This is a genomic window from Amycolatopsis sp. NPDC005961 (assembly GCF_040629235.1).
Lineage (GTDB): Bacteria > Actinomycetota > Actinomycetes > Mycobacteriales > Pseudonocardiaceae > Amycolatopsis > Amycolatopsis camponoti.
Window position 1 is genome coordinate 79,757 of record NZ_JBEXVF010000010.1, and the last position, 24,778, is coordinate 104,534.

The following is a 24,778-nucleotide window of genomic DNA, read 5'->3' on the forward strand; positions in this document are numbered from 1 at the left end:
TCAGGCTTCGAGAGCCCAGCGGATGTACGGCGCCTTCGGGACGAACCCCGCCCGTTCGAACACCCCGGAGGCGCCGGACGGGCTCGCCGAGTCCACCACCAGGCTCGCCCGGTCGTAACCCTGCTCAGCGGCGGCGCGCAACGCGTGAGCGAGCAGCGCGCCGGCGATGCCCTGCTTCCGGTGCTCGCGCAGCGTCCCGACGATCATGAAGTGCGCGTCGCGGATCCCGGTGGCCTCGGTGTCGGCGTCCCAGGACATCGTCACGAGCAGCGCCACCGGGACCCCGGCCGCGTCCCGGACCAGGAAGCTGGCCTCGGGCCGGAAGGTCTGGTTGACGATCTTGTTCCGCCAGAGGTCAGCGGGCATCGGCGCCGCGCCCCAGGTGTCGGCGAACGCCTCGTTCCGGACCCGCCGAAAGTCTTCGTCGGTCGCCGCCGACCACGGTTCGATCCGCGCGTCCACCGGCGGGACGTCTCCGAGCGGGTGCTCCATCCGCCGGAAGTACCGGACCGGCGTGAAGCCCCGGGACCGCATCAGCTCGGCGAGGCCCGCGATGTGCTCGGGGCGGTGGACGTCCACCGCGAGCCGCAGGCCCGGGTGGTGCAGCTCGTGCAGGACCTTCGCGGCCGCGACCCCGGCTTCGACCAGCCGGGTGCCGAGGCCCCGGCGGCGGTGGGCCGGGTGGACGCCGCCGTCCAGGAAGACCCGGTGGACCTCGTCGGCGGCCGGCTTGAAGCGGATCTTCATGTAGCCGATCATCGCGTCGCCGTCGAAGGCCGCGAGGCTGCCGCGCTCCAGGTCCGCACCGGGGTCGACCAGCTCGGTGAGGGTGTCCTCCGCGGTGTAGTGCTCGCCGATGCCGTCGACCGCTTCCATGGCGTTGAGCAGGTCGGCCGAGGCCTGGGCGTCCTCGCGGGTCAGCGGGCGCCACGTCGGGGAAGAAGATCGTCCGGGCATGCGGGTGACGCTAATCCCCGGCCGCGGGAGCTGTCGCGTTGTTTACCGGCGCTTCAGGCGGGCGCGGGCGCGCCGTGATCATGCGGGCCTTCTAGACTCGGGCGCGATGTTCCAGTCACGTGAATCCTCCCTGCTCCCGCCGGAGGTGGGCCGATGAAGCTCGTCTTCGCCGGCACCCCCGAGCCCGCGGTCCCCGCGCTGCGCGCCCTGCTCGACTCCGGCCGCCACGAGATCGTCGCCGTCGTCACCCGGCCCGACGCCCAGGCCGGCCGCGGCCGCCGGGTCGTCCGCTCCCCGGTCGGCGCCCTCGCCGACGAACACGGCATCGAGGTGCTGACGCCCGCGCGCGCCGGCGACCCGGCCTTCCTCGCCCGGCTCACCGAGCTCGCGCCGGACGCCTGCCCGGTCGTCGCCTACGGTGCGTTGCTGCCGCAGGCCGCCCTCGACATCCCGCGTCTCGGCTGGGTGAACCTGCACTTCTCGCTGCTGCCCGCGTGGCGGGGCGCGGCGCCGGTCCAGGCCGCGATCCGCGCCGGCGACGAGATCACCGGCGCGTCGACCTTCCGGATCGTCAAGGAGCTGGACGCGGGCCCGGTGTTCGGCGTCGTGACCGAGGCGATCGGCGAAACCGACACCGCGGGCGGCCTGCTCGGCCGGCTGGCGGAGTCCGGCGCCAAGCTGCTGCTGTCCACCATGGACGGTCTGGCCGACGGCAGCCTGGTCGCGCGCGAGCAGCCCGCCGAAGGGCTGAGCTACGCGCCGAAGGTGACCGTCGAGGACGCGCGCGTGTCCTTCGCCGACCCGGCCTCGGCGGTCGACCGGCAGATCCGGTCGGTCACGCCCGACCCGGGTGCATGGGCGGAGTTCCGCGGCGAGCGCTTCAAGCTCGGCCCGGTGACGGTGGTCGACGAGCCCGGTCCGCCGCCGGGGGAGATCGTGGTCGAGCGCAAGCGGGTGCTGGTCGGGACGGCGACGAAACCGTTGCGGCTCGGCGAGGTCCAGGCGCCCGGCAAGAAACGGATGGCGGCCACCGACTGGGCGCGAGGTACGAGGATCGACCAGGGAGAGCGCCTCCGGTGAACGACCACAGGGAACGACGTCCGTCACGGCCGCAGCGAGGCCGTCCGGCACCGCGCAAGGAAGGCCCGCGCCGGCCGCCGGAGGTCGACGGGCCCCGGCAGGCCGCGTTCGACGTCCTGCGCGCGGTCCGGGAGAAGGACGCCTACGCCAACCTCGTCCTGCCGGACCTGCTGCGCGAGCGGCGGATCAGCGGCCGGGACGCGGCGCTGGCGACCGAGCTGGCGTACGGCACGTCGCGGGCCCAGGGCCTGCTCGACGCCGTCATCGAGGCCTGCGCCGAGCGGCCGCTGGCCAAGACCGACCCGGTGGTGCTGGACGCGCTGCGCCTCGGCGTCTACCAGCTGCTGCGCACGCGTATCCCGGAGCACGCCGCCGTGACGTCCACTGTGGACCTCGTGCGAGCCGAAGCCGGTTCGTGGGCAACGGGTTTCGCGAACGCCATCATGCGCAAGGTGTCCGAAAAGGACGAAGCGGCCTGGCTGGACGAGGTCGCGCCGGACGAGGCCACCGACCCGATCGGGGCCTTCGCGCTGCGCACCGCGCACCCGCGCTGGATCGCCCGCTCGTTCGCCGAAGCGCTGGGGGACAAGGGCGAGGGCCTCAAGGCCGCGCTCGAAGCCGACGACGCGCGGCCCGAGGTGCACCTGGTCGCCCGGCCCGGCGAGATCAGCGCCGACGAGCTGGCCGCGATCACCGGCGGCGACCCCGCGCCGTACTCGCCCTACGGCGTCCGGCTGCCCGCCGGTGCCGGTGACCCGGCCGACGCCGAGCCGATCCGCGAGCGGCTGGCCGCGGTGCAGGACGAGGGCAGCCAGCTGTGCGCGATCGCCGCGACGAAGGTGCCGGTCGAAGGCACCGACGAGCGCTGGCTCGACCTCTGCGCCGGTCCCGGCGGCAAGGCGGCGCTGCTCGGCGCGCTGGCCGCGTTGAGCGGGGCGACCGTGGACGCCGTCGAGAAGGCGCCGCACCGCGCGAAGCTCGTCGAGAAGGCCACGACCGGCCTGCCGGTGAAGGTGCACGTCGCCGACGGGCGCGAAAGCGGTCTGGAGCCGGGCTACGACCGGATCCTGGTCGACGCGCCGTGCAGCGGGCTCGGTGCCCTGCGGCGGCGGCCGGAGGCGCGCTGGCGGCGGCAGCCGTCGGACGTCGCGGACCTGACGAAGCTGCAGGGCGAGCTGATCACCGCGGCCTACGCGCTGCTGCGGCCGGGCGGGGCGCTCACCTACGTCGTCTGCTCGCCGCACCTCGCCGAAACCGAGGGCGTGCTGGGCGAGACGGCGCGGCGGCTCAAGGCCCAGGTGCTGGACTCGCGCGAGTTCTTCCCCGGGGTGCCGGAGCTCGGCGACGGGCCGTACGTGCAGCTGTGGCCGCACCGCCACGGCACGGACGCGATGTTCTGCGCCGTGCTGCGCAAGCCGTGAGAGATCTCGGGCTGGTCGCCGGCTCGTGCGGCGGACTGGACGTCCGGTTCGCCGCCGAGCTGGTCCGGCCCGCCGCCGAGCGCGGCTGGCGCCCGGCGATCACCCTGACGCCGACGGCGCACCGCTGGCTGGAGTCGACGGGCGCGCTCGCCGAGGTTGCTTTGTCGACCGACCTGCCGGTGCGCAGCGTCTCGCGGCTGCCGGGGGAACCGCGGCCGCACCCGGACCCGGCGGTGTTCCTCTTCGCGCCGGCGTCGGCCAATTCGGTCGCGAAGCTGGCGCTGGGCATCGCGGACAACCAGGCGCTGACGGTGCTCGGCGACGTCCTCGGCGCACCGGGGATCAGGATCGTGGTGGCGTACCAGATCCAGGACACCCGGGTGCACCACCCGGCGTGGCAGCGCCACCTCGACACCCTCGCGGAGGCCGGGGTGACGCTGCACCGGCTGGACATCGGCCGGCCGTGGACCGAGGCCCTGGACCTGCTTCCCTGAGCCGGGCGCCGGGGCGCCCCCCGTTTTCGACTTTACCGGGCAGCACCGACAGTTCCGGGCCACGAGCCGCGCGCGCAGGCGATGGCGCGGCTCGCGAACGGCGAACGCCGGCCGGGGGCGAACGCGGCCTCCGGATCTACGAGCACGCCGCCGCGTCGGTGGCGGCCAGCAGGTGCCCGCTCGTCTCCGCCGGCGAGGGATTCTCGTTCAGCACCACCGTCACGCGACGGCCACCCGGCCCGACCCCCGCCAAATTCGTGAAGCCGAGAATCCCGCCTTCGTGGCCCCAGAACTCCCCGCACGACAGCGGGATGCTGCCCAGCCCCAGGCCGTAGCGCGCGCCCGGGACGCCCAGGTCGGCCGGGACCGTGCGCTTCATCTCGGCCAGCTCGGCCGGGCGCAGCAGCCGTTCGGCGAGCAGGGCGCCGTAGAACCGGTCGAGGTCCGCCGGCGTCGAAACCAGCCCGCCCGCCGCCCCCGCGATCGTTGCGTCGTAGTCGCTGAAGTCCACCAGCTTCCCGCCAAGCGGCACATAGCCGACGGCGTGGGGGTCGGGTAGCTTCTCATCGCCGCGGCGGGGGAGGTACGTGTCGCGCAGGCCCAACGGCCGGGTGATCCGCCGCGCGATCTCGTCGCCCAAGGAACGGCCGGTGACCTGTGAGACGAGCATCCCGGCGACGATGTAGTTGGTGTTCGAGTACGACCAGCTCGTACCGGGCGGGAACAGCGCGGGGTGCTTCAGCGCCATCGCCACCAGCTCGGCCGGCTCCGCGCCGCGGTGGCGCAGTGACTCCGGATCGCTCAACGCGAGGTCGTCGGTGTAGTTGTACAGCCCGCTCGTGTGCTGCAGCAGCTGCCGCACGGTGATCCGCCGGTCCGGGAGCAGGCCCGGCAGGTACCGCTCGACCGGCGCGTCCAGCTTCACCCGGCCCTCGCCCACGAGCTGCAGCACGACCGTCGCGACGAACGACTTCGTGACGCTGCCCGCGCGGAAGGACCCGTTGCGCGGGAACGGTTTCCCGGTGGCGACATCTCCTGTGCCGCTGCGCGTCACCCGCGTGCGGGCGCCGTCCTGGACGACGGCTTCGGCGCCCGGGACGCCGTCCTGGGCGGTCACCGTGTCGAGCGCGCCCTGGAGCGGGCTGGTGGTGGCGAGCGCCGGCGCCGCCGTGGTCGCCGCGAGGAGTGCGACGAGCGTCCCGACGGCGACGATCCGCTTGCCGCGCAATGACTTCCGCATGAAAGAACCCCCTGGTGTCGTGGTGCTCCCCAACCTAGGGAGCCGCGAAACCAGGGGGTATGGGGCAGGCCGCCGGAACCGTCCGGGGGCCTGCCCCACCCAACGTCAGCGCAGGCGAAGAGCGCGCTTCAGGGTGCCGAACAGGTCGGTCTGGTTGGTCAGGCCGACGATGTTGGCCGCCTGCGGGCCCATGGCCGCGATGCGGACCTGGGTGCCCGTGTGCGACTGCGAGCCGCCGGTCTCGGCGGTGCCGTACGCGAGGGTCATGTTCGCACCCTCGTTGGTGATCAGCGTCGCGGTGAGGCCCGGGGTGACGGTCGGCTCGACGATCTGGGAGCTGTGGCCGTGGTCGGCGGTCACCAGCACCAGGGTGTCGGGGTGGCTGCGGGCGAACGCCGTGCCCGCCGCGATCGCCGCGTCGAAGTCGATCGTCTCGCCGATCTGGCCGCACGGGTCGGCGGCGTGGTCCTGCTTGTCGATGCTCGCGCCCTCGACCTGCAGGAAGAAGCCCTTGTCCGCGTGGCGGTCGTCGAGCAGCTCGAGCGCCTTGCGGGTCTGGTCGGCCAGCTTCGGCTGGGTCTTCGGCAGCGCCGGGTTGGGGGTGCAGCGCGACGGCGCCGTGCCGCCGTGGACCGCCGCCGGGCCGGTCCAGTTCACCGGCATGTTCCCGTCGGCGAACAGGCCGAGGACCGGCTTGCCCTTCTTCGCCGCCGCCAGGTCCGCCGCGGTGTTGACGACGTTGTAGCCGGCCGCCTTCGCCTGGTCCAGCACGGTCTTGCCGGCGAACTTCCCGGCCGTCACTTTCTGGTTGAAGTACTTCGCGCCGCCGCCCAGCAGGACGTCGGGGCGGGTCTGGACGAGCTGCTCGGCGATCGAGCCGGCGCCGCCGTTCTCCTTGGCGTTGACCGCGCACTTGGCGGTCGTCTCGACCGGTCCCTTGCAGTCGCGGCTGACGACGTGCGAGCCGAGCACGGCCGGGGTGGCGTCCTGGACCTCGGCGGTGGTGACGTCGCCGGTGCGCAGCCCGCCGCGCTTGGCCAGCTCGAGGATCGTCGGCACGGGGTTGCCGTACGCGTCGACCGAGATGGCGCCGTTGTAGGTCTTGACGCCGGTGGCCCAGCCGGTGCCGGACGCGGCCGAGTCGGTCACGTAGTTCGGCTTGCCGGGGTTGTTCTGCTCCACGGCGTAGGTGGTGTAGTCGCCGGTCAGCGGCAGCTCGTCCATCGCGAGCCGGCCGGCGGCGCCGCGCTCGTAGTTGCGCGCGGACGTGATCTCGGACTGACCCATGCCGTCACCCAGGAACAGGATGACGTTGCGCGCCGTGCCGCCCTGGATCGCGGAGCGGACGTCGGTGGTGCGGTCACCGGTGCCGGCCGACGAACGAGCGTTGTCGCTGTCGGAGCCGTTGGCGGCGATGGCGACCGGGGCGGCGGCGACCAGCGCGGCGCCGAGCGCGCCCGCGACCAGCCACCGGCGGCGGCCGGTGAGCAGCGAAGCCATGTTTCTCCTCTTCGGGGACTTCGGGAGGTAAGAGCCCGGATTCCGGACACGCGTTATTAGTCCCTTTGCATGTGTGCCGGGGAGGGCCGCGGGATGACGGCCGGGTGGCCGCTGGTCGAACTCATGGCTTCACGGAGGTGACCGGGAGCACGTCGGTTATTGACCGGCGAGGTGGCCCGGCGCGACGATGCCCGATTCGTACGCTATGACCACGGCCTGGCTGCGGTTGGCGGCGCCGAGCTTGCCGAAGATGTTGCCCACGTGGGTTTTCACCGTCTCGAGGCTGATCACGAGTGCGGCCGCGATGTCCTGGTTGGACAGTCCGGTGGCGACCAGCCGGAGCACCTCGGCTTCGCGCCGGGTGAGCGCTTTCGCGGCCCGCGCGTACCGCCCGCTCGGCAGCCGGGCGCCCACCAGCCGCCGGATCGCTTCGGGGAACAGCAGCGACTCGCCGGCGGCGACGGTCCGGACGGCGTGCGCGATCTCCTCCTTGCGCGCCCGCTTCAGCAGGAACCCGCTCGCCCCGGCGAGCAGCGCCTCGTGGACGTAGTCGTCGTTGTCGAACGTCGTGACGACAAGCACCTTCGGCGGCTCGGCCAGTCCGGCCAGCAGCTGCCGGGTGGCCTCGATGCCGTCGGTGCCGGGCATCCGGACGTCCATCAGCACGACGTCCGGCCGGGTGCGGCGGACCGCGGGCAGCACCTCCGCACCGTCCGCCGCCTCGCCCACGACGGTGATGCCCTGCTGCTCCAGCAGGGCCCGCAGTCCGGTGCGGACCAGCGGCTCGTCGTCGGCCAGGAGCACGGTCGGCGTCACGCGCCCGCCCTCAAGGGGATGGTCGCGCGCAGCCGCCACCGCTCCCCGTCGGGCCCCGCGTCGAGCTCGCCGCGCAGGGCTTCGACGCGCTCGGCGAGCCCGGCCAGCCCGCGTCGTCCGGGCCGCGGGCCCACGCCCGGCAGGGCGTTGACGACGGCGATCGCCAGGCGCTCGGGCCCGGCCTCGACGCGGACGTCGACCCCGCCCGGGCCGGCGTGGCGCAGCGCGTTGGTCAGGCCCTCCTGGACGATCCGGTAGCCCTCGCGCGACACCGCGGCGGGCAGCGCCGCGACCGGCCCGGTGACGGTCAGCCGGACGTCGAGCCCGGCGTCGCGGGCCCGGACGGCGAGGACATCCACCTCGGTCAGCGTGCGCGCCGGCTCCTTGGTCGCGGGTTCCTCGCGCAGCAGGCCCAGGACGTGGTCGAGGTCCTCGAGGGCGCTTCGAGACGCTTCTTCGATCGTGCCCAGTGCGCGCCGCACCTGGGCGGGGTCGGCCTCGACCAGGTCCGCCGCGGCCGCCGCCTGGATGGTCGACGTCGTCAGCGTGTGCCCGATCGAGTCGTGCAGCTCGCGGGCGAGCCGGTTGCGCTGGGCGAGCACGGCGGCGCGGCGTTCGGCGAGCGCCGCCCGTTCGGCGTCCGACGGGCCCAGCAGCGCGGTCGCGGCCGTCCGCAGGCCGAGGGTGGCGGCCGCGGTCAGCGCCAGGGCCGCGAAGGCCACCACCAGCCCGAACGGGATCGTCCACGCCCCGAGCGGGACGCCGTCCCAGACGAGGCTGATCGTGTCCTGGCCGCCGGTCAGCCACACCGCGGGGACGAGCAGCCCGAGCCCCAGGAAGGCCAGCAGCGTGAACAGGACGCCGCTCGCGGCCGTGTGCAGCGCGAGCCACAGCCCCGAGCGCAGCCGCGACGCCACGCCCGGCCGGCCCTCGGGCGCGGGGACGCGGGTGCCGAGCAGGGAGTTCGCCAGGCCGATGCCGAGGCGGCGCACCGGTCCCAGCAGGCCCAGCAGCCCCATCAGCACGGCCAGGGCGAGCAACGCGATGAGCGCGCGGACCCGGGAGTCGACTTCGACGGACACCGCCGCGGCGAACGCGAAGGGCGTGACCGGGACCGCGACGGCAGCACCCGCGGCGGCGTGGAGCAGGCTGCGGTAGCTGCCGATCCGGGTCAGGGAATGGAGGAATCCGGGCATGCGGCGAGCGTAGGACGGCCGGGCCACCCCGGACCTCCCTCTCCGGAGCCAGATCCTGGTCGTACGCCAGATCCGTCACAACCGGTTAGCGACCGTTAGCGCGGGCCTCCTACACTCGGGACGTGGCAGACCGACCCCTGATCGCCCCCAGCATCCTGTCCGCGGACTTCGCCCGGCTCGGCGAGGAGATCGCCGCCGTGGCCGACGGCGGGGAGACCCGCGCCGACTGGGTCCACGTCGACGTCATGGACGCGCACTTCGTGCCCAACCTGACCCTCGGCCTGCCGGTGGTGAAGTCCCTGCTCGCGAGCACCGACGTGCCGATCGACTGCCACCTGATGATCGACGACCCGGACCGCTGGGCCATCGGGTACGCCGAGGCGGGCGCCTACAACGTCACCGTGCACGCCGAGGCCGCGAAGGACCCGATCGCGCTGGCCAAGAACCTGCGCGCCGCCGGGGCGAAGGCCGGCCTGTCGCTCAAGCCGGGCACCGCGCTCGAGCCGTGGCTCGACGCGCTCAAGCACTACGACACGCTGCTGGTCATGTCGGTCGAGCCGGGCTTCGGCGGCCAGTCGTTCATCGCCGACGTGCTGGAGAAGGTCCGCACCGCGCGGCGGCTGGTCGACACCGGGCACCTGAAGCTGATCGTCGAGATCGACGGCGGGATCAACGCCGAGACCATCGAACAGGCCGCTGAGGCGGGTGTCGACTGCTTCGTCGCCGGCTCCGCCGTCTACGGCGCCGGCGACCCGGGCAAGGCGGTCGCCGCGCTGCGCGAGCAGGCCGCCCGCGGCCGGGCCGGCTGACCCCGCGACGGCACCGGGGAAGCCTCCGGGCCGCGTCGGGTGTTGGATGGAAGAACCGGCTCACAAGGAGGCAGCGGACGTGTTCACCGGCATAGTCGAGGAGATCGGCGAGGTCACCGCGGTCGAACAGCTGACCAACGCGGCACGGCTGCGCGTACGCGGCCCGCTGGTCACCAGCGACGCCGGGCACGGCGACTCGATCGCGGTCAGCGGGGTGTGCCTCACGGTCGTCGAGGTGGGCGGCGGCGAGTTCACCGTCGACGTCGTGAACGAGACGCTGCAGCGCTCGAGCCTGGCCAAGGTCGCGACCGGCGACCGGGTCAACCTGGAGCGCGCCACCCCGGCCGGCGGCCGGCTCGGCGGGCACATCATGCAGGGCCACGTCGACGGGACCGGCGTGTTCCTCGGCCGCGACGAGAACGGTGTCACGACGTTCGCGCTGCCGGCGCACCTGGCCCGGTACGTGGTCGAGAAGGGGTCGATCGCGGTCGACGGGATCTCCCTGACCGTCGCGGCGGTGACCGACGACCGGTTCCAGGTGGCGCTGATCCCGACCACGCTCGAGGTGACCACGCTCGGCGGCCGGGAGGCCGGCGACCCGGTGAACCTCGAAGTCGACGTGGTCGCGAAGTACGTGGAGAAGCTGGCCGAGGCACACATCCGCGACCAGGTGCACAATCGGGACGGCGGCACGGAGGAGCGGTCATGAGTGAGACGAGTGCGGCAGAGCCCGAGGCGGGCTGGACCCCGTGCGGCACCGGGGCGGTGTTCGACGCCGACGCCATCGAGCGGGCGATCGCGGACATCGCGGCGGGCCGTGCGGTCGTCGTGGTCGACGACGAAGACCGCGAGAACGAGGGCGACCTCATCTTCGCGGCCGAGAAGGCGACGCCGGAGCTGCTGGCGTTCATGGTCCGCTACACCTCGGGCTACGTCTGCGTGGCGCTGACCGAGGCCGAGGCCGACCGGCTGGACCTGCCGCCGATGTACCACACGAACCAGGACGCGCGGGGCACCGCGTACAGCGTCACGGTCGACGCCGCCGAGGGCATCAGCACCGGTATCTCCGCCGCCGACCGCGCGCACACGATCCGGCTGCTGGCCGACCCGGCGTCGACGGCGAAGGACTTCCGCCGTCCCGGGCACGTCGTGCCGCTGCGGGCCAAGGGCGGCGGCGTGCTGCGGCGCCCCGGGCACACCGAGGCGTCGGTCGACCTAGCCCGGATGGCCGGGCTCGCGCCCGCGGGCGTGCTCTGCGAGATCGTGTCGCAGAAGGACGAAGGCGACATGGCGCGGCGCGACGAGCTGGAGGTGTTCGCGGCCGACCACGACCTGGCGATCATCACCATCGCCGACCTGATCGCCTACCGCCGTCGCACCGAGAAGCAGGTCGAGCGGGTCGCCGAGGCGCGCATCCCGCTGGCCGCGGGCACGTTCCGCGCGGTCGGCTACGACTCGCTCCTGGACGGCATCGAGCACGTCGCGTTCGTCTACGGCGAGATCGGCGACGGCCAGGACATCCTCGTGCGCGTCCACTCCGAGTGCCTGACCGGCGACGTCTTCGGCTCGCTGCGCTGCGACTGCGGCCCCCAGCTGGAAGCGGCCCTGGAAGCGGTGGCCGCCGAAGGCCGCGGCGTCGTGCTCTACATCCGAGGACACGAAGGCCGCGGCATCGGGCTGCTGCACAAGCTGCAGGCCTACCAGCTGCAGGACGACGGCGCGGACACGGTGGACGCGAACCTCGCCCTCGGCGTCCCGGCCGACGCCCGCGACTACGGCACCGGCGCGCAGATCCTCTGCGACCTGGGTGTCCGCACCATGCGGCTGCTGTCGAACAACCCGGCCAAGCGGATCGGCCTGGAGGGCTACGGCCTGCGCGTCACCGGGCGGGTCCCGCTGCCGATCTCGCCGAACCCGGAGAACCTGCGCTACCTGCGGACCAAGCGCGACCGGATGGGCCACGACCTGGCCCAGCTGGAGCACTACGACCAGGTCGGCGCGGCTTCCGAGCACCCCGAAGGGGGCATCCTGTGAGCGGCGACGGCCGGCCCGACCTCAAGCTGGACCTCTCCGACTGCAAGTCGCTGAAGCTCGGCATCGTCTCCACCAAGTGGAACGCCGCCATCACCGACGTCCTGCTGGAGCGGGCCCTGTTCGCGGCGAAGGAAGCGGAGCTGGAGGAGGAGCCGACGGTCGTCCGCGTCGCCGGTGCGATCGAGCTGCCGGTGGTCGCGCAGGCGCTGGCCCGCAACCACGACGCGGTCGTCGCGCTCGGCGTGGTCATCCGCGGCGGCACCCCCCACTTCGAGTACGTGTGCGACGCGGTCACGGCGGGCCTGACCCGGGTGGCGCTCGACGAGAGCACCCCGGTCGGCAACGGCGTCCTCACCTGCGACACCGAGGAGCAGGCCCTCGACCGCTCCGGGCGTCCCGGGGCGAAGGAGGACAAGGGGTACGAGGCGACCGTCGCGGCGCTCGACAGCGCGCACGTGCTGCGGGCCCTGCGCCAGCCGTGGACCGAGCGGGGTTTCGTGTGAGCGTGGCTACTTCGACCGAGACCCTGGTGATCCGCCCGCGGCGCGCGCTGATCATGTGCAGCGTGCTGGCGGTGGCGCTGCTGGCGGTGTTCGTGGTGGTGGCGGTGCTGCTGCGCAACGGCAACACGGGCGTCCGCTTCCAGCGCTCCGACCAGGCGGCGATGATCGGCATCGGCATCCTGCTGGCGTGCGGCGTGATGCTGTTCGCGATCGCCAGGGTGCGCGCGGACGAGACCGGGATCGAAGTCCGCAACGTGCTGATGACCCGGCGCTTCGCTTGGAGCGAAGTGCTTTCGGTGAGTTTCCCGGACGGCGCCTCGTGGGCGCGGCTGGAGCTGCCGGAGGACGAGTACCACGCGGTGATGGCGGTGCAGGCGGTGGACCGGGCCCGGGCGGTGGAAGCGGTGCGAGCACTGCGAAAGCTCCACCGCGCGGCCACCTCGTGAGCACGGCCACCTCGTGAGCACTGGGCCCGGCTAGAGGTCCAGGTCCACCACGATCGGCGCGTGGTCCGACGGGCCCTTGCCCTTCCGCATGTTCCGGTCCACATAGGAATCCGTCACCGCCGACGTGAAGCCATCGTTGCCGTACACCAGGTCGATCCGCATCCCCTTGTTGTTCGGGAAGTTCCCCGCCCGGTAGTCCCAGTACGTGAACGGGTGGTCGTACTTCAACGGCCGCGGGAACACGTCCGACAGCCCGAGATCCCGCAGCCGGGCCAAAGCGTCGCGCTCCGGCTTCGTCACGTGCGTCGACTCCGCGAACACCGCGATGTCCCAGACGTCCGCGTCCGTCGGCGCCACGTTGAAGTCGCCCAGCACCGCGAACGGACCGCCGGAAACCTCCGAAGCGACCAGCGACCGCAGCGCCTCGAGCCACTCCAGCTTGTACGCGTAGTGCGGGTTGTCCGGCTCGCGCCCGTTGGGCACGTACACCGACCACACCCGCACCCCACCGCAGGTGGCGCCCACGGCACGCGCCTCGGCCGCACCCTCGAAAGAGGGCTCGCCCGGCAGCCCGCGCACCACGTCGGACAGCCCCACCCGCGACACGATCCCGACGCCGTTCCAGCGCCCGAGCCCGTACGCCGCCACCTCGTAGCCCAGCGCCTCGACCTCGGCGGCCGGGAACTTCTCCGTCGAGTTCTTCAGCTCCTGCAGGCACAGCACGTCCGGCGCCGTCTGCTCCAGGAACTCCAGCACGCGCGGCAGGCGGGGGACGATGGAGTTCACGTTCCAGGTGGCGATCCGCATGCCCGCGAGCATCCCACACCCCACCGACAACTTCGGGGCGGCGCGAGAACCGCGCCGCCCCGAAGGAACGTCAGACGCCCGCGGTCGTCCGGATCCAGGACCGGCTCGACGCCACGCTCGCGTAGTTGTTCGTGCCGCGCGTGTTCGTCCCGCTCTGGTTCTGGACCGTCGACGCGACGCCGACCTGGACGCCACCCGACACCTGGGGCCCGCCCGAGTCGCCCTTCCACGCCGAGCCGTTGATCCCGACGCTCTGGATCGCGCGGCCGCCGTACGCGTCCGACGACCGGCCGGTCACCTGGACGTTCGCCGTCTTCAGCGCCGACGCCGGCGGGCCGGTCGGGGTCGTGCGGCCCCAGCCGTAGAGCTGGTTGGTGCTGCCCGTCGACGGGTCGGCGCCGCCCAGCGTGATCGGCGCCGCGCTGGTCGCCGAGGCGAGGTGCAGCAGGGCGATGTCGCCGTTCGGGGACTCGTACTTCCCGTCGACCGCGATCTGCGTGCCGGAGAACAGCGTGTTGCTGCCGACCTTGACGTGCATGCCCGAGCCGTCCTGGTCGAGGCAGTGCACCGCCGTCATCACCCAGCGCGCGGCGACGACCGTGCCCGAGCAGTTGAAGCCCTGGAAGTCGCGGCCGGGGGTGTTGACGTAGACCTGGGCACCCCAGGAGACGGCCGGGGCGGTGGTGCCGCCGACGATGTTCGGCTGGACGCCGGCCGAAGCGACGGCGCCACCCGCGAGGGTCAGCGCGACGGCGGCCGTGCACGCGGCGCCGAGGATACGAAGAGAGCTCACGGAGGTGATCCTTTCGGACGGGGCCCGATCGGGCCGGTCGGAAAGTAACCACCGCCTCATCCCGGGCGACACCTACCGAAGTCGGAACCGGACTAACACCCTACTTCCGGCGGGGCACTCGGGGGCGTGCGAGAACTGTCGGTGCCGACCCATAGTCTTGGGAGGTGGCTGACCCGACCACCTACCGACCCGCTCCGGGAAGCATCCCGGAGGCCCCTGGCGTGTACAAGTTCCGCGACGCGACCAAGCGGGTCATCTACGTCGGCAAGGCGAAAAGCCTGCGCAGCAGGCTGAACTCCTACTTCGCCGACCTCTCCGGCCTGCACCCGCGCACCCGGCAGATGGTCACGACGGCCGCGAGCGTCGAGTGGACCGTCGTCACCACCGAGGTCGAAGCGCTCCAGCTCGAGTACAACTGGATCAAGGAGTTCGACCCGCGGTTCAACGTCCGCTACCGCGACGACAAGAGCTACCCGATGCTCGCGGTGACGCTGACCGAGGAGTTCCCCCGCCTGCACGTCTACCGCGGCGCCCGCAAGAAGGGCGTCCGGTACTTCGGGCCGTACGCGCACGCGTGGGCCATCCGCGAGACCCTCGACCTGCTGCTGCGCGTCTTCCCGGCCCGCACCTGCTCGGCCGGCGTCTTCCGGCGGCACGGCCAGATCGGCCGGCCGTGCCTGCTCGGCTACATCGACAAGTGCTCGGCGCCGTGCGTCGGCCGCGTCTCGGCCGACGAGCACCGCGCCATCGTCGAGGACTTCTGCGACTTCCTCGCCGGCAAGACCGACGTCATGATCAAGCGCCTCGAGAACGAGATGGCCGCCGCCTCCGAAGAGCTCGAGTTCGAGCGCGCCGCCCGCCTGCGCGACGACCTCGGCGCGCTCCGGCGGGCCATGGAGAAGCAGGCCGTGGTCCTCGGCGACGGTACGGACGCCGACGTCGTCGCGTTCGCCCACGACGACCTCGAAGCCGCGGTCCAGGTCTTCCACGTGCGCGGCGGCCGGGTCCGCGGCCAGCGCGGCTGGGTCATCGACAAGGCCGAGGAGATGGACGTCCCGGCACTGGTCGACCACTTCCTCACCCAGTTCTACGGCGACGAGGCCGACCTGGACGCCCGTGACGACGTCGACGCGGGGCCGGTGGTCCCGCGCGAGGTGCTGGTCCCGGAGCTGCCCGCGGACGCCGACGCGGTCACGGAGTGGCTCACCGGGCTGCGGGGCTCGCGGGTCCAGCTGCGCGTGCCGCAGCGCGGGGACAAGAAGGCCCTCGCCGAGACCGTGCAGCGCAACGCGGGGGAGGCGTTCACCCAGCACAAGCTGCGCCGCGCCGGCGACCTCACGGCGCGCTCGGCGGCGCTCACCGAGCTGCAGGAGTTCCTGGCGCTGGACACCGCGCCGCTGCGCATCGAGTGCATCGACATCAGCCACATCCAGGGCAGCGACGTCGTGGCGTCGCTCGTCGTCTTCGAGGACGGGCTCGCGCGCAAGTCCGAGTACCGGCGCTTCGCCCTGCGCGAGGCGGCCGAAGAGGGCGACGTCGCCTCGATCGCCGAGGTCGTGCGCCGGCGGTTCTCCCGCTACCTGAAGGAAACCGCCGAAGGTGCGGCCGAAGACTCGTCCAAGCCGGGCCTCGACCCGGAGACCGGCCGGCCGAAGAAGTTCGCCTATCCGCCGAACCTCCTGGTCGTCGACGGCGCGGGCCCGCAGGCCACCGCCGCCGCGGACGTGCTGGCCGAGCTCGGCATCACCGACATCTCCGTGATCGGGCTGGCGAAGCGGCTCGAAGAGGTGTGGCTGCCCGCCGACCCCGACCCGGTGATCCTGCCGCGGACGTCGGAGGGGCTGTACCTGCTCCAGCGGCTGCGCGACGAGGCCCACCGGTTCGCCATCACCTACCACCGCGAGAAGCGCTCCAAGCGGCTGCAGGCGTCCGAATTGGACAGTGTGCCCGGGCTGGGGCAGGCTCGCCGTACCGCCCTGATCAAGCACTTCGGCTCGGTGAAGAGGCTCAAGCAGGCCAGGATCGAAGAGATCGAGGCGGTGCCCGGCTTCGGCAGGCGCACCGCGGAGGCCGTGGTCGCCGCGCTGGCCGGGGAGTCCGGCGCGAGCAACGGCACGCAAGCAGGGGAGTAGGGAAACACAGTGAGTGCGCAAGAGGAGATCCGCGGGTCCGGCATGGAGGTCGCGGTCGTGTCCGGTCTGTCCGGGGCGGGCCGCAGCACCGCGGCCAAGTGCCTTGAGGACCTGGGCTGGTTCGTCGTCGACAACCTGCCCCCGGAGCTGATCGCCACCATGGTCGAGCTGGGCGCGCAGGCGCGCGGCGCGATCACGAAGGTGGCCGTCGTCATGGACGTGCGCTCGCGCGCGTTCACCGACGACCTGGCCTCGGTCATCAAGGACCTGGACGCCCGGGGCTACAAGCCGCGCGTGCTGTTCCTGGAGGCGACCGACGCGGTGCTGGTCCGGCGCTTCGAGGCCGTCCGGCGCGGCCACCCGATGCAGGGTGACGGCCGGCTCGCCGACGGCATCACCGCGGAGCGGACGCTGCTGGAGCCGCTGCGCGAAGAGGCCGACCTGGTGCTCGACACCTCGTCGCTGTCGGTGCACGACCTGCGCGCCAAGATCGAGGACGCGTTCGGGTCGGAGGCGAGCACCCAGACCCGGGTCACCGTGCTGTCGTTCGGCTACAAGTACGGCCTGCCGATGGACGCCGACCTGGTGATGGACGTCCGGTTCCTGCCGAACCCGTTCTGGATCCCGGAGCTGCGCGAACACACGGGCCTCGACGGTGAGGTCCGCAACTACGTCCTCTCGCAGGAGGGCGCCGAGGAGTTCCTCGACCGCTACCACCAGCTGCTGCGGCTGATCGGCGCCGGCTACAAGCGCGAGGGCAAGCGGTACCTGACGCTCGCCGTCGGCTGCACCGGCGGCAAGCACCGCAGCGTGGCGCTGTCCGTGGAGCTCGCCCAGCGTCTGTCCAAAGAGGACGGTATGGCCGTGAAGGTGGTGCACCGCGACCTTGGTCGTGAATAACGTGCGGGCGGTCGCCCTCGGGGGCGGCCACGGGCTGCACGCCACGTTGTCCGCGGTGCGGCGGGTGACCCCCGACGTCACCGCGATCGTCACCGTGGCCGACGACGGCGGATCGTCCGGCCGGCTGCGGCGCGAGCTCGGGCTGCTGCCGCCGGGCGACCTCCGGCAGGCCTTCGCCGCGTTCGCCGCGGAAGACGGCGGCACGCTGTGGGCCGAGGTGTTCCAGCACCGCTTCGGCGGCGACGGCGCGCTGGCCGGGCACGCGGTGGGGAACCTGCTGCTGGCCGGGCTGTTCGAGGTGCTCGGCGACCCGGTCGCCGCGCTCGACGAGGCCTGCCGCCTGATGGGCGTCTCGGGCCGAGTACTGCCGATGTCGCCGGAGCCCCTGGAGATCGTCGGCCAGGTCAGCGGCCTCGACAGCGAGGACCCGGCGGCGCTGCGCACCATCCGCGGGCAGGTCGCGGTGGCGTCGACGCCGGGGCAGGTCCAGCGCGTCAGCCTGCACTCGCCCGGGCACTCGGGGCGGCCGCCGCAGGCGTGCGAGGAAGCGGTGGAGGCGGTGCTGAACGCCGACGTCGTCTTCCTCGGCCCGGGCTCCTGGTTCACGAGCGTCCTCCCGCACCTGCTGGTTCCCGGCCTGCACGACGCGCTCGTGAAAACCGCCGCGACGAAGGTGCTGGTGCTCAACCTTGTCCCCCAGCCGGGGGAAACCGCGGGGTTCTCGCCGGAGCGGCACCTGGACGTACTCTTCGAGCACGCGCCCGATCTGCGGGTCGACGCCGTGATCGCGGACCGCGATTCCGTCCCCGACCCGGCAAATCTCCGGCGCGCGGCGGAACGGCTCGGCGGGCGCGCCCACCTGGGGGCGGTGGGCGACCCGGAAGTGGCGGGACGGCATGATCCTGATGCGCTCGCGCGATGCATGCGGGAGGCTCTCGGTCTCGGCAGGGGCGGGGAGCACGGGGGAGGAGCGAAAGGCAGGGAGGGGCAGTAATGGCGATGACCGCCGCGGTGAAGGACGAGCTGAGCCGGCTGGAGATCACGAAGATCGGGCCGCGCCGGGCGGAGGTCGCGTCGCTGCTTCGCTTCGCCGGCGGCCTGCACATCGTGGCCGGCCGCGTGGTCGTGGAAGCGGAGCTGGACACGGGCTCGGTCGCGCGACGGCTGCGCAAGGAGATCCACGAGCTGTACGGCCACCATTCGGACGTCCACGTCATCACGGCCAGCGGCGGGCTGCGCAAGGGCACCCGGTACGTCGTGCGCGTGGTCAAGGACGGTGAGGGCCTGGCCCGCCAGACCGGGCTGATCGACCAGCGCGGCCGTCCGGTGCGCGGGCTGCCCGCGGCCGTGGTGTCCGGGGGAGTGGCCGACGCCGAGGCAGCGTGGCGAGGCGCGTTCCTCGCGCACGGCTCCCTGACGGAACCGGGCCGCTCGTCGTCGCTCGAAGTGACCTGCCCGGGCCCGGAGGCGGCGCTGGCGCTCGTCGGCGCGGCGCGGCGGATGGGCATCCAGGCGAAGTCGCGCGAGGTCCGCGGCGCCGACCGCGTGGTGGTCCGCGACGGCGACGCGATCGGCGCGCTGCTGACCCGCCTGGGCGCGCACACGAGCGTCCTGCAGTGGGAGGAGCGGCGCATGCGCCGCGAGGTCCGCGCGACGGCGAACCGCCTGGCCAACTTCGACGACGCGAACCTGCGCCGCTCGGCCCGCGCCGCGGTGGCGGCGGCGGCCCGGGTGGAGCGAGCACTGGAGATCCTCGGCGACACGGCCCCGGACCACCTCCTGGCGGCGGGCAAGCTGCGCCTGTCGAACCGGCAGGCGTCCCTGGAGGAGCTGGGCCAGCTGTCGGACCCGCAGATGACGAAGGACGCGGTGGCCGGCCGCATCCGCCGCCTGCTGGCGATGGCGGACAAGCGCGCCAAGGACCTGAACATCCCGGACACGGAGTCCGCGGTCACCCCGGAGATGCTCGAGGAAGAGGAAGACGCCTGACGAGGTCCCGCAGCCAGGGTTCGGCGATCGCGGGTTCGCGGCTCAGCGCATGAGCCAGCTGTGCTCGCACCGCCGGTGAGCGGCCGGCCTCGACGATCGCGACCGCTTCGGCGAGGGCTCGCCGGGTGCGGTGGTCGTGGCCGGGGGAGCGCACGTCTCCGGCCGCCCACGAGAAGCGCCCGAACGACCGGGTGAGCTTCTGCTGGTGGTCCGCGAGGTAGCCGAACAAGGTGGGCTCGACGGACACGTTCCGGATCGTCACCTCGTGTGCCCAGGCGGTGTGCTGCTGCCACCGCCGGGTGTTCGGGCTGGTGTGCGTCCGCCGGGTCAGGCCGGTGATCCGGAGCCGGCGGCGGATCGCGGGCCAGTCCGCCCGCTCGTCGGCGGCCCAGTCGCGCAGGATGTCCAGCAGCTGTTCGAACGTCCGCCCGGACGACACCACGTCGACGAGGACGATCGGCTTCGCGCCGCGGGCGAGCAGGTCCGGCGCGAGACCGTGCGCGGCGAGGTTCGCCCGCAGCTGCGCGACCTCGGTCGCGGCGAGGCCGCCCCACAGGCCGCCCACGAGCCCGGTGGAGAGCGGCAGCAGGTGCAGCCGGCCCGGGTCGGGCAGCGCGCCGCCGAGCAGGTCGAACACGGAGTCGCCGGACCGGCCGACGAAGTACAGCTCACCATCCCCGGACCGCGCGAGCACCTTCGCGGCGCAGTCGGCGAGGTCGTCGAGGAACCACAGGCCGGGCTCGGGCACGCCGTCCAGAAGGGACCCGAGGTGGTCCGGGCGTACGAGGTCCCAGCGGAACGGCCGGACCGGCTCGATCACGGTTTCTCCCTCGGTCTCGCCGGGTTCGGCGGTGGTGAGCCTAAGGGAGCCGGCCCTGCTGGTCAGCCGGTTTTCGGTCGGTGCGGTTAACGGGATCGGTGCCGTCCGGCCCAACTCGTAACACCCCGGTAGCGCGGGGGAGTGGTCGCCGAAACGCGGCGCGTCGAACCTCGGTCGGGAGGGAGTACGCCGAACGAGGGAAGGGGAACGCATGCGCACGAGCCGGAACAGCAATGACCGCGCGCAGCTGCAGGTGTCGCCGGAGGTCGGCACCTGGCTCGCCCGGCGCAGCAGCAGGGCCGACGACTGGACCGCGGACCAGCTGGTCGAGGCCAAACGCGGCACGACCGTCTCGGTGGTCATCCCCGCGCGCAACGAGGAAACGACGGTCGGCGCGATCGTCACCGCCATCCGCGAAGAACTCTGCGAACACCACCGGCTCGTCGACGAGATCCTGGTCGTCGACAGCCACTCGACCGACGCCACCGCCGAGGTGGCCGCCGCGGCCGGCGCGCGGGTCGTCGCGCAGGACGCCGTGTTCCCGGCCCTGGACGGTCTGCAGGGCAAGGGCGAGGCCCTGTGGAAGGGCGTCGCGGCGACGACCGGCGACCTCGTGGTCTTCGTCGACGGCGATCTCTACGACTTCACCACCGACTACGTCACCGGGCTGCTCGGCCCGCTGCTCACCGACCCGTCGGTGGCCTACGTCAAGGGCTTCTACCACCGCCCGCTCAACGGCGCGGCGGGCAGCGAGCCCGAGGGTGGCGGCCGCGTCACCGAGCTCGTCGCGCGGCCGCTGATCAACATGTTCTGGCCCGAGCTGTCGGGCTTCGTCCAGCCGCTGGCGGGCGAGTACGCGGGCCGGCGCGAGGTGCTCGAGAGCATCCCGTTCGTCGTGAACTACGGCGTCGAGATCGGCCACCTGATCGACCTGCTGGAACTGCGCGGCCTGGACGCGCTCGCCCAGGTCGACCTGGGCCACCGCGTGCACCGCCACCAGAGCACGCAGGCACTGGGCCGGATGTCGGGGCAGATCATGCAAACCCTGTTCGACCGCCTGGAACGCTACGGCCGCCTGGTGACGGCCATCCCGCCGGCGACGATCCTGGCCCAGTTCCAGCGCGGCACGTCCGCGGACGGCGTCGAGCGGGAACTGGTGCTGACGGACCTGACGTCCCCGCAGCGCCCGCCACTGGCGAGCCTGCCGGTGACACTGCGCCCGGAGAACGAGCTGGACCTGCAGGACACCGCGTAGCGAGGTCTGGTGGTCGCCCGCCGCGGGAACCCTCGCGGCGGGCGATCGCCACGCCGGCGCCGTCAGCAGTACGCGTGGTCCGTGCGCTCCGGCTGGTGCCGAATGGTCGTCTCGATGTGCAGGGCGTCGTAGGAGGCTTGCCAGGCCGCCGAGTCCACGAATTCCCGGATCTTCGTGGTGAACTGGATGCACGCCTTCGAGTCGCTCTTGCGCATGCCCACGCCGTAGAACTCCTTCGGGTTGACCAGGGAACCGTTTTCCCAGTAGGCGGGGTCGACCTTGGCCTTCTTGAAGTTGGCGACGGAGAGGAGGATCGCTTCGTCGGTCTCCACGGCGTCGAACTGCCGGTCGTCGATGTCGAGGAAGGGGTCCAGGCACTCGGCGAGGGTGTCCTTCGCCCGGGCGCCGAGCTTGTCCGCGGCCGTGGTCCCCTTGGTCACGCAGGTGTGCTCGGAGTCGAGCAGCCTGGTCTGGCCGGTGATGGCCGCGAGCTTGTCGCGGTCGACCATCTGACCCGACCGGTCGACGAAGTAGGGCCCGGCGAAGTCGATGAGGTCCCGGCGGTTCTTCGTGGGGTCGGTCGTGCTGGTCCCGTCCATCGAGTAGTTCGCGATGACCAGGTCGACGTCGCCGCGCAGCAGGGCGCCTTCCCGGTCGTACGGGGTGAGCGCCACCGGCACGACCGTGAAGTGGAACTGCTCGGCGAGGTAGTCCGCCAGGTCGACGTCGAACCCCTTCGGGTCGGTGCCCGGGTAGCTCCACCCCGGGATCTCGCCGTTGAACCCGACCCGCAGGGTCTTGCCGGCGACGGGCCACAGTTCGGGTCCGGAGACGGCGACCAGGGGCGCGGCCGACGGCCGGGCCGCGGCGGTCGGCGTGGGGTCGGGGGCCGAGCCGGGGTGCAAGGTGATCGCCGCGGTGGTCGTGGCCGCCGCGATCGCCAGCACCGCCGAAGTCAGGGCGAGTGAGCGTTTGTGCATTCGTGTCAGTCTTTCTCGGGAGGAGTGGAGACCACGGCGACCGCGATCGCGGTGGCGTAGCCGAGCAGCCCGAGCGGGGCCGCCACCGCGCCCGCGAGCCCGGCGGACAGGCCGGTCAACCACAGGACCGTGCCCGCGACGAGCGCCAGGACCACCGCCGACGCGCCCAGCCACGGGTCGGCCAGCGCCCGGCGTACGCGCCCGGGGCGCTTCGGCTCGTCGTCCGCGCCCGGGGCGTCCTCCCAAGCGCGGATGAGGTCGTAGAGGCGCCCGGCCTCCTGCGAGACGATCTTGCTGTCGTGGTCGAGGAACCGCAGGACCTCCGACCGGACCCGGTCGCGCACCGAGCGGGTGCCCTGGCCGTAGAGGTCTTCCAGGCGCCGCAGGCCGCGCACGATGATCGTGTTGACGTCGCTGCCCAGGTCGGTGACGACGTCGGGCGCCAGGTCGCGCGCGATGAGCGCGGCCCGGTTGCGGACCACGGCCTTCTGGTCGACCGTCTTGGTCGCGGTGTGGTCCGGCTCCGGGTACCCGGCCGCCAGCAGGGCCTGGCGCAGCCGGGGGAAGATCCGGGGCAGCGAAAGTTCGGGCGACGGGTCGTCGATGCCGTTGGTCAGCAGGTCGATGAGGACGCCCGTGAACGCGGTGTGCCGGGCTCCGGCCGGGGCGACGGCGTGGATGTTGCTGCCGGCCGAGGCCAGCACGTACGAGCCGGAGATGACGAACGCCTCCCCGTCCGCCTTGCCCATCGCTTCGGCCAGTGCCCGGCCGCTGAAGCAGGTGTCGATGATGATCATCCGGCACGCCGCCTGGCTGTCCCGGACGATCCGGCGGATGTCGGAGTACGGCAGCGCGTGGTTCCACCAGAAGTCTTCGCCGAGGTCGTCCGTGCTCGGCAGGGGCAGGTGAAGCTCGCTGCTCGACAGTTCCTTGGGCGCGGCGTGCCCGCTGAGGTAGACCAGCAGGACGTCGGTGGCCCGCGCCGCGGCGGCGCGGACCGCCCGCAGGATCGCGTTGCGGTCGTCCTCGTCCAGCACCGGCGTGCAGTTCTCCGCGAGGAAACCGCCGTACTGCTCGTCGGTGAGCACGGCCGCGAGGTCCGCGACGTTGTTGGCCACGGCCGGCAATGGCTGTTCGGCGAACGAGCCCGAGTACGTGGTCGTGCCGATGAGGACGGCGTGCGAGGACTCAGGAACGGGAAGGCGCATCGGCGTTCTCGCTGATGGTCACCGACCGGTGCGCCAGGAGGGTCTCGGCCAGCGCGGCCGGCTCGGTGGCGCGGGTGAGGCGGACGTGCACCTCTCGGCCGTCTTCGGTGGTGTAGGAGAGAAGCAGGTCACCCTTCCGCAGCCGGTCGCGTTCGACCAGGTACCCGCAGACCGACCGCGCCAGGACGGGCACCGCGGCGACCGCCGCCGCGACCACCACGTCCCAGCCCATGGTTTCGGGGGTCGCCCGGCCGGACGTCGTCCGGAGCCGGCCGCGCAGATCCTCTTCCAGGGCCAGCCATCCCGGGAGATCGTCGGGGCCGGTACTGCCTTCGAAGGTGATGGCGATCGTCACTGTGCTCCCGGTTGCCGTCTCGTCGGAGCCCGCCGTGGGCCCGGCGGGTCGCACCTCCTCCAGTCGGACAGCCGGTCACCGTGTTACACCCGGGTGGTCACTCGGCGTTCGCGAGCGCGCGGGTCCCGGCGGGCTGCCACCCGGGCGGGCCGAGCAGGTAGCCCGCGCGCTCGCGCCACGTCCGGGCCGCGCGGAGGTCGCGCAGGATCGAGCCGTACTCGTGGAAGCCGACCCGGAGCAGGTTGTACGTCTCGATGTTCTTCGTCAGCCCGTAGGTGGGGCGCTTGCCTTCGGGCACGAAGCTGCCGAACAGCCGGTCCCACACGATGAAGATCCCGCCGTAGTTCGCGTCGAGGTACTCGGCGTCGCTGCCGTGGTGGACGCGGTGGTGGGACGGGGTGTTGAAGACGTACTCGAACCAGCGCGGCAGCTTCCCGATCTTCTCGGTGTGCACGAAGAACTGGTAGACGAGGTCGATCGAGAGCCCGGTCAGGATCATCCACGGCGGGATCCCGCACAGCGCCAGCACCGACCAGAACGGCAGCTGGAAGTACGGGGTCCACTTCTGGCGCAGCGCTGTCGAGAAGTTGTAGTGCTCGCTGGAGTGGTGCACCTGGTGCCCGGCCCACAGCAGCCGCACGCGGTGGCTGGCGCGGTGGTAGGCGTAGAAGACCAGCTCCTGGCCGAGCAGCATGAGCACCCACGTCCACCAGTCGCGCGGGTCGAGCTTGACCGGCGCGAGCTCGAACAGCGCGGCGAACACGAAGAGCATCACCAGCCGGAACAGCGCGTTGACGCCGACCGCGACGGTGCCCATCAGCATGCTCGTGCGGGTGTCGGCCGGGCTGTAGCCGAGGACGTTGTCGTCGTGCCCGAGCACGTGCACCGCGACGATCTCGATCGCCACGAACAGCACGAACACCGGGATCGCGAACAGCACGGGGTCGCGCAGGTGCGCCAGGAACTCGGCCACGTCGTCTCCTTTGATCTGACCTGACGGTAACTTACCCCAGAGTCACTTTACGCACGGTAGGCTCTCCGGC

At 72.5% G+C, this 24,778-nt stretch carries 25 protein-coding genes; 13 read left to right on the forward strand and 12 right to left on the reverse strand.

From position 1 onward, the window contains the following. On the reverse strand, positions 1-957 hold the full coding sequence (locus ABZ342_RS11690) for a GNAT family N-acetyltransferase (protein WP_360471667.1): 957 nt from the start codon (positions 955-957) through the stop codon (positions 1-3). A 153-nt stretch (positions 958-1,110) separates the two neighbouring features. Between ABZ342_RS11690 and fmt the strand changes: the two genes are divergently transcribed. The 3 genes from fmt to ABZ342_RS11705 are packed head-to-tail and all read left to right on the forward strand — an operon-like array spanning position 1,111 to position 3,952. Continuing rightward, positions 1,111-2,037 carry a methionyl-tRNA formyltransferase gene (gene fmt / locus ABZ342_RS11695; protein WP_155542459.1) on the forward strand — a complete coding sequence of 309 codons (927 nt, stop codon included), beginning with the start codon at positions 1,111-1,113 and terminating at the stop codon, positions 2,035-2,037. Then, on the forward strand, positions 2,034-3,458 hold the full coding sequence (locus ABZ342_RS11700) for a transcription antitermination factor NusB (RefSeq protein ID WP_155542460.1): 1,425 nt from the start codon (positions 2,034-2,036) through the stop codon (positions 3,456-3,458). Before fmt ends, ABZ342_RS11700 begins: the two co-directional genes overlap by 4 nt. Then, positions 3,455-3,952, forward strand: a complete 498-nt coding sequence (locus ABZ342_RS11705; protein WP_360471670.1) for a flavoprotein — start codon at positions 3,455-3,457, stop codon at positions 3,950-3,952. The genes ABZ342_RS11700 and ABZ342_RS11705 overlap by 4 nt, the downstream gene beginning before the upstream one ends. Positions 3,953-4,088: 136 nt before the next feature. Here the strand turns inward: ABZ342_RS11705 and ABZ342_RS11710 are convergent, their stop codons facing one another. From ABZ342_RS11710 to ABZ342_RS11725, 4 genes are all read right to left on the reverse strand, one after another. Beyond that, the gene (locus tag ABZ342_RS11710; protein ID WP_360471673.1) at positions 4,089-5,192 is read right to left on the reverse strand and encodes a serine hydrolase domain-containing protein; all 1,104 of its coding nucleotides are present in this window, start codon (positions 5,190-5,192) and stop codon (positions 4,089-4,091) included. Between the two features lie 105 nt (positions 5,193-5,297). Further along, positions 5,298-6,692, reverse strand: a complete 1,395-nt coding sequence (gene phoA / locus ABZ342_RS11715; RefSeq protein ID WP_360471676.1) for an alkaline phosphatase — start codon at positions 6,690-6,692, stop codon at positions 5,298-5,300. 156 nt (positions 6,693-6,848) lie between these two features. Continuing rightward, the gene (locus ABZ342_RS11720) at positions 6,849-7,508 is read right to left on the reverse strand and encodes a response regulator transcription factor (protein ID WP_360471679.1); all 660 of its coding nucleotides are present in this window, start codon (positions 7,506-7,508) and stop codon (positions 6,849-6,851) included. Further along, a complete protein-coding gene (locus ABZ342_RS11725) occupies positions 7,505-8,704 on the reverse strand; it encodes a histidine kinase (protein ID WP_360471682.1) in 1,200 nt (399 codons plus the stop codon). Before ABZ342_RS11725 ends, ABZ342_RS11720 begins: the two co-directional genes overlap by 4 nt. A gap of 137 nt (positions 8,705-8,841) precedes the next feature. On the opposite strand from ABZ342_RS11725, the gene rpe reads away from it, so the two are divergent. From rpe to ABZ342_RS11750, 5 genes are all read left to right on the forward strand, one after another. Beyond that, a complete protein-coding gene (rpe, locus tag ABZ342_RS11730) occupies positions 8,842-9,513 on the forward strand; it encodes a ribulose-phosphate 3-epimerase (RefSeq protein WP_155544379.1) in 672 nt (223 codons plus the stop codon). 79 nt (positions 9,514-9,592) lie between these two features. Beyond that, positions 9,593-10,222 carry a riboflavin synthase gene (locus ABZ342_RS11735; RefSeq protein WP_360471684.1) on the forward strand — a complete coding sequence of 210 codons (630 nt, stop codon included), beginning with the start codon at positions 9,593-9,595 and terminating at the stop codon, positions 10,220-10,222. Further along, positions 10,219-11,547: a bifunctional 3,4-dihydroxy-2-butanone-4-phosphate synthase/GTP cyclohydrolase II gene (locus ABZ342_RS11740; RefSeq protein ID WP_155542467.1), complete on the forward strand. Its 1,329-nt coding sequence runs from the start codon at positions 10,219-10,221 to the stop codon at positions 11,545-11,547. Before ABZ342_RS11735 ends, ABZ342_RS11740 begins: the two co-directional genes overlap by 4 nt. After that, on the forward strand, positions 11,544-12,050 hold the full coding sequence (gene ribH, locus ABZ342_RS11745) for a 6,7-dimethyl-8-ribityllumazine synthase (RefSeq protein ID WP_155542468.1): 507 nt from the start codon (positions 11,544-11,546) through the stop codon (positions 12,048-12,050). The genes ABZ342_RS11740 and ribH overlap by 4 nt, the downstream gene beginning before the upstream one ends. 53 nt (positions 12,051-12,103) lie before the next feature. After that, the gene (locus ABZ342_RS11750; protein WP_360471907.1) at positions 12,104-12,496 is read left to right on the forward strand and encodes a PH domain-containing protein; all 393 of its coding nucleotides are present in this window, start codon (positions 12,104-12,106) and stop codon (positions 12,494-12,496) included. A gap of 30 nt (positions 12,497-12,526) precedes the next feature. Here ABZ342_RS11750 and ABZ342_RS11755 read toward each other — a convergent pair whose 3' ends face one another. Continuing rightward, entirely contained in the window at positions 12,527-13,303 is a 777-nt protein-coding gene (locus tag ABZ342_RS11755) for an exodeoxyribonuclease III (protein WP_360471688.1), read from the reverse strand. Positions 13,304-13,373: 70 nt separating this feature from the next. Next, complete coding sequence (locus ABZ342_RS11760) at positions 13,374-14,096, reverse strand: trypsin-like serine protease (protein WP_360471691.1); 723 nt, start codon at positions 14,094-14,096, stop codon at positions 13,374-13,376. A 164-nt stretch (positions 14,097-14,260) separates the two neighbouring features. Between ABZ342_RS11760 and uvrC the strand changes: the two genes are divergently transcribed. The 4 genes from uvrC to whiA are packed head-to-tail and all read left to right on the forward strand — an operon-like array spanning position 14,261 to position 19,117. Beyond that, entirely contained in the window at positions 14,261-16,228 is a 1,968-nt protein-coding gene (gene uvrC, locus ABZ342_RS11765; protein WP_360471693.1) for an excinuclease ABC subunit UvrC, read from the forward strand. A gap of 42 nt (positions 16,229-16,270) precedes the next feature. After that, positions 16,271-17,128, forward strand: a complete 858-nt coding sequence (rapZ, locus tag ABZ342_RS11770; RefSeq protein ID WP_003101350.1) for an RNase adapter RapZ — start codon at positions 16,271-16,273, stop codon at positions 17,126-17,128. A gap of 1 nt (position 17,129) precedes the next feature. Further along, a complete protein-coding gene (gene yvcK, locus ABZ342_RS11775; protein WP_155544381.1) occupies positions 17,130-18,122 on the forward strand; it encodes a uridine diphosphate-N-acetylglucosamine-binding protein YvcK in 993 nt (330 codons plus the stop codon). After that, positions 18,122-19,117 (forward strand): DNA-binding protein WhiA, encoded by a 996-nt coding sequence (gene whiA / locus ABZ342_RS11780; protein ID WP_360471696.1) that lies wholly within the window; start codon positions 18,122-18,124, stop codon positions 19,115-19,117. Before yvcK ends, whiA begins: the two co-directional genes overlap by 1 nt. Here whiA and ABZ342_RS11785 read toward each other — a convergent pair. Beyond that, positions 19,080-19,937 carry a hypothetical protein gene (locus ABZ342_RS11785; protein WP_360471699.1) on the reverse strand — a complete coding sequence of 286 codons (858 nt, stop codon included), beginning with the start codon at positions 19,935-19,937 and terminating at the stop codon, positions 19,080-19,082. The genes whiA and ABZ342_RS11785 overlap by 38 nt on opposite strands. Before the next feature lie 211 nt (positions 19,938-20,148). Between ABZ342_RS11785 and ABZ342_RS11790 the strand changes: the two genes are divergently transcribed. After that, positions 20,149-21,192, forward strand: a complete 1,044-nt coding sequence (locus ABZ342_RS11790) for a glucosyl-3-phosphoglycerate synthase (protein WP_360471702.1) — start codon at positions 20,149-20,151, stop codon at positions 21,190-21,192. A gap of 62 nt (positions 21,193-21,254) precedes the next feature. On the opposite strand, the gene ABZ342_RS11795 is transcribed toward ABZ342_RS11790, so the two are convergent. From ABZ342_RS11795 to ABZ342_RS11810, 4 genes are all read right to left on the reverse strand, one after another. Then, a complete protein-coding gene (locus tag ABZ342_RS11795) occupies positions 21,255-22,172 on the reverse strand; it encodes a transporter substrate-binding domain-containing protein (protein ID WP_360471705.1) in 918 nt (305 codons plus the stop codon). A 5-nt stretch (positions 22,173-22,177) separates the two neighbouring features. Continuing rightward, a complete protein-coding gene (locus ABZ342_RS11800) occupies positions 22,178-23,380 on the reverse strand; it encodes a caspase family protein (RefSeq protein WP_360471708.1) in 1,203 nt (400 codons plus the stop codon). Further along, a complete protein-coding gene (locus ABZ342_RS11805) occupies positions 23,361-23,735 on the reverse strand; it encodes a hypothetical protein (protein WP_360471711.1) in 375 nt (124 codons plus the stop codon). The genes ABZ342_RS11800 and ABZ342_RS11805 overlap by 20 nt, the downstream gene beginning before the upstream one ends. Positions 23,736-23,832: 97 nt before the next feature. Further along, on the reverse strand, positions 23,833-24,708 hold the full coding sequence (locus ABZ342_RS11810; protein ID WP_360471714.1) for a sterol desaturase family protein: 876 nt from the start codon (positions 24,706-24,708) through the stop codon (positions 23,833-23,835). Positions 24,709-24,778: the final 70 nt, after the last annotated feature.

Coding starts and splice junctions, on each gene's coding strand:
- ABZ342_RS11750 (WP_360471907.1), top strand. CDS start 12,104: ATGTGCAGCGTGCTGGCGGTGGCGCTGCTGGCGGTGTTCGTGGTGGTG.
- fmt (WP_155542459.1), top strand. CDS start 1,111: ATGAAGCTCGTCTTCGCCGGCACCCCCGAGCCCGCGGTCCCCGCGCTG.
- ABZ342_RS11710 (WP_360471673.1), bottom strand. CDS start 5,192: ATGCGGAAGTCATTGCGCGGCAAGCGGATCGTCGCCGTCGGGACGCTC.
- ABZ342_RS11795 (WP_360471705.1), bottom strand. CDS start 22,172: ATGCACAAACGCTCACTCGCCCTGACTTCGGCGGTGCTGGCGATCGCG.
- rapZ (WP_003101350.1), top strand. CDS start 16,271: ATGGAGGTCGCGGTCGTGTCCGGTCTGTCCGGGGCGGGCCGCAGCACC.
- ABZ342_RS11690 (WP_360471667.1), bottom strand. CDS start 957: ATGCCCGGACGATCTTCTTCCCCGACGTGGCGCCCGCTGACCCGCGAG.
- ABZ342_RS11755 (WP_360471688.1), bottom strand. CDS start 13,303: ATGCGGATCGCCACCTGGAACGTGAACTCCATCGTCCCCCGCCTGCCG.
- phoA (WP_360471676.1), bottom strand. CDS start 6,692: ATGGCTTCGCTGCTCACCGGCCGCCGCCGGTGGCTGGTCGCGGGCGCG.
- ABZ342_RS11740 (WP_155542467.1), top strand. CDS start 10,219: ATGAGTGAGACGAGTGCGGCAGAGCCCGAGGCGGGCTGGACCCCGTGC.
- whiA (WP_360471696.1), top strand. CDS start 18,122: ATGGCGATGACCGCCGCGGTGAAGGACGAGCTGAGCCGGCTGGAGATC.
- ABZ342_RS11800 (WP_360471708.1), bottom strand. CDS start 23,380: ATGCGCCTTCCCGTTCCTGAGTCCTCGCACGCCGTCCTCATCGGCACG.
- ABZ342_RS11790 (WP_360471702.1), top strand. CDS start 20,149: ATGCGCACGAGCCGGAACAGCAATGACCGCGCGCAGCTGCAGGTGTCG.
- ABZ342_RS11725 (WP_360471682.1), bottom strand. CDS start 8,704: ATGCCCGGATTCCTCCATTCCCTGACCCGGATCGGCAGCTACCGCAGC.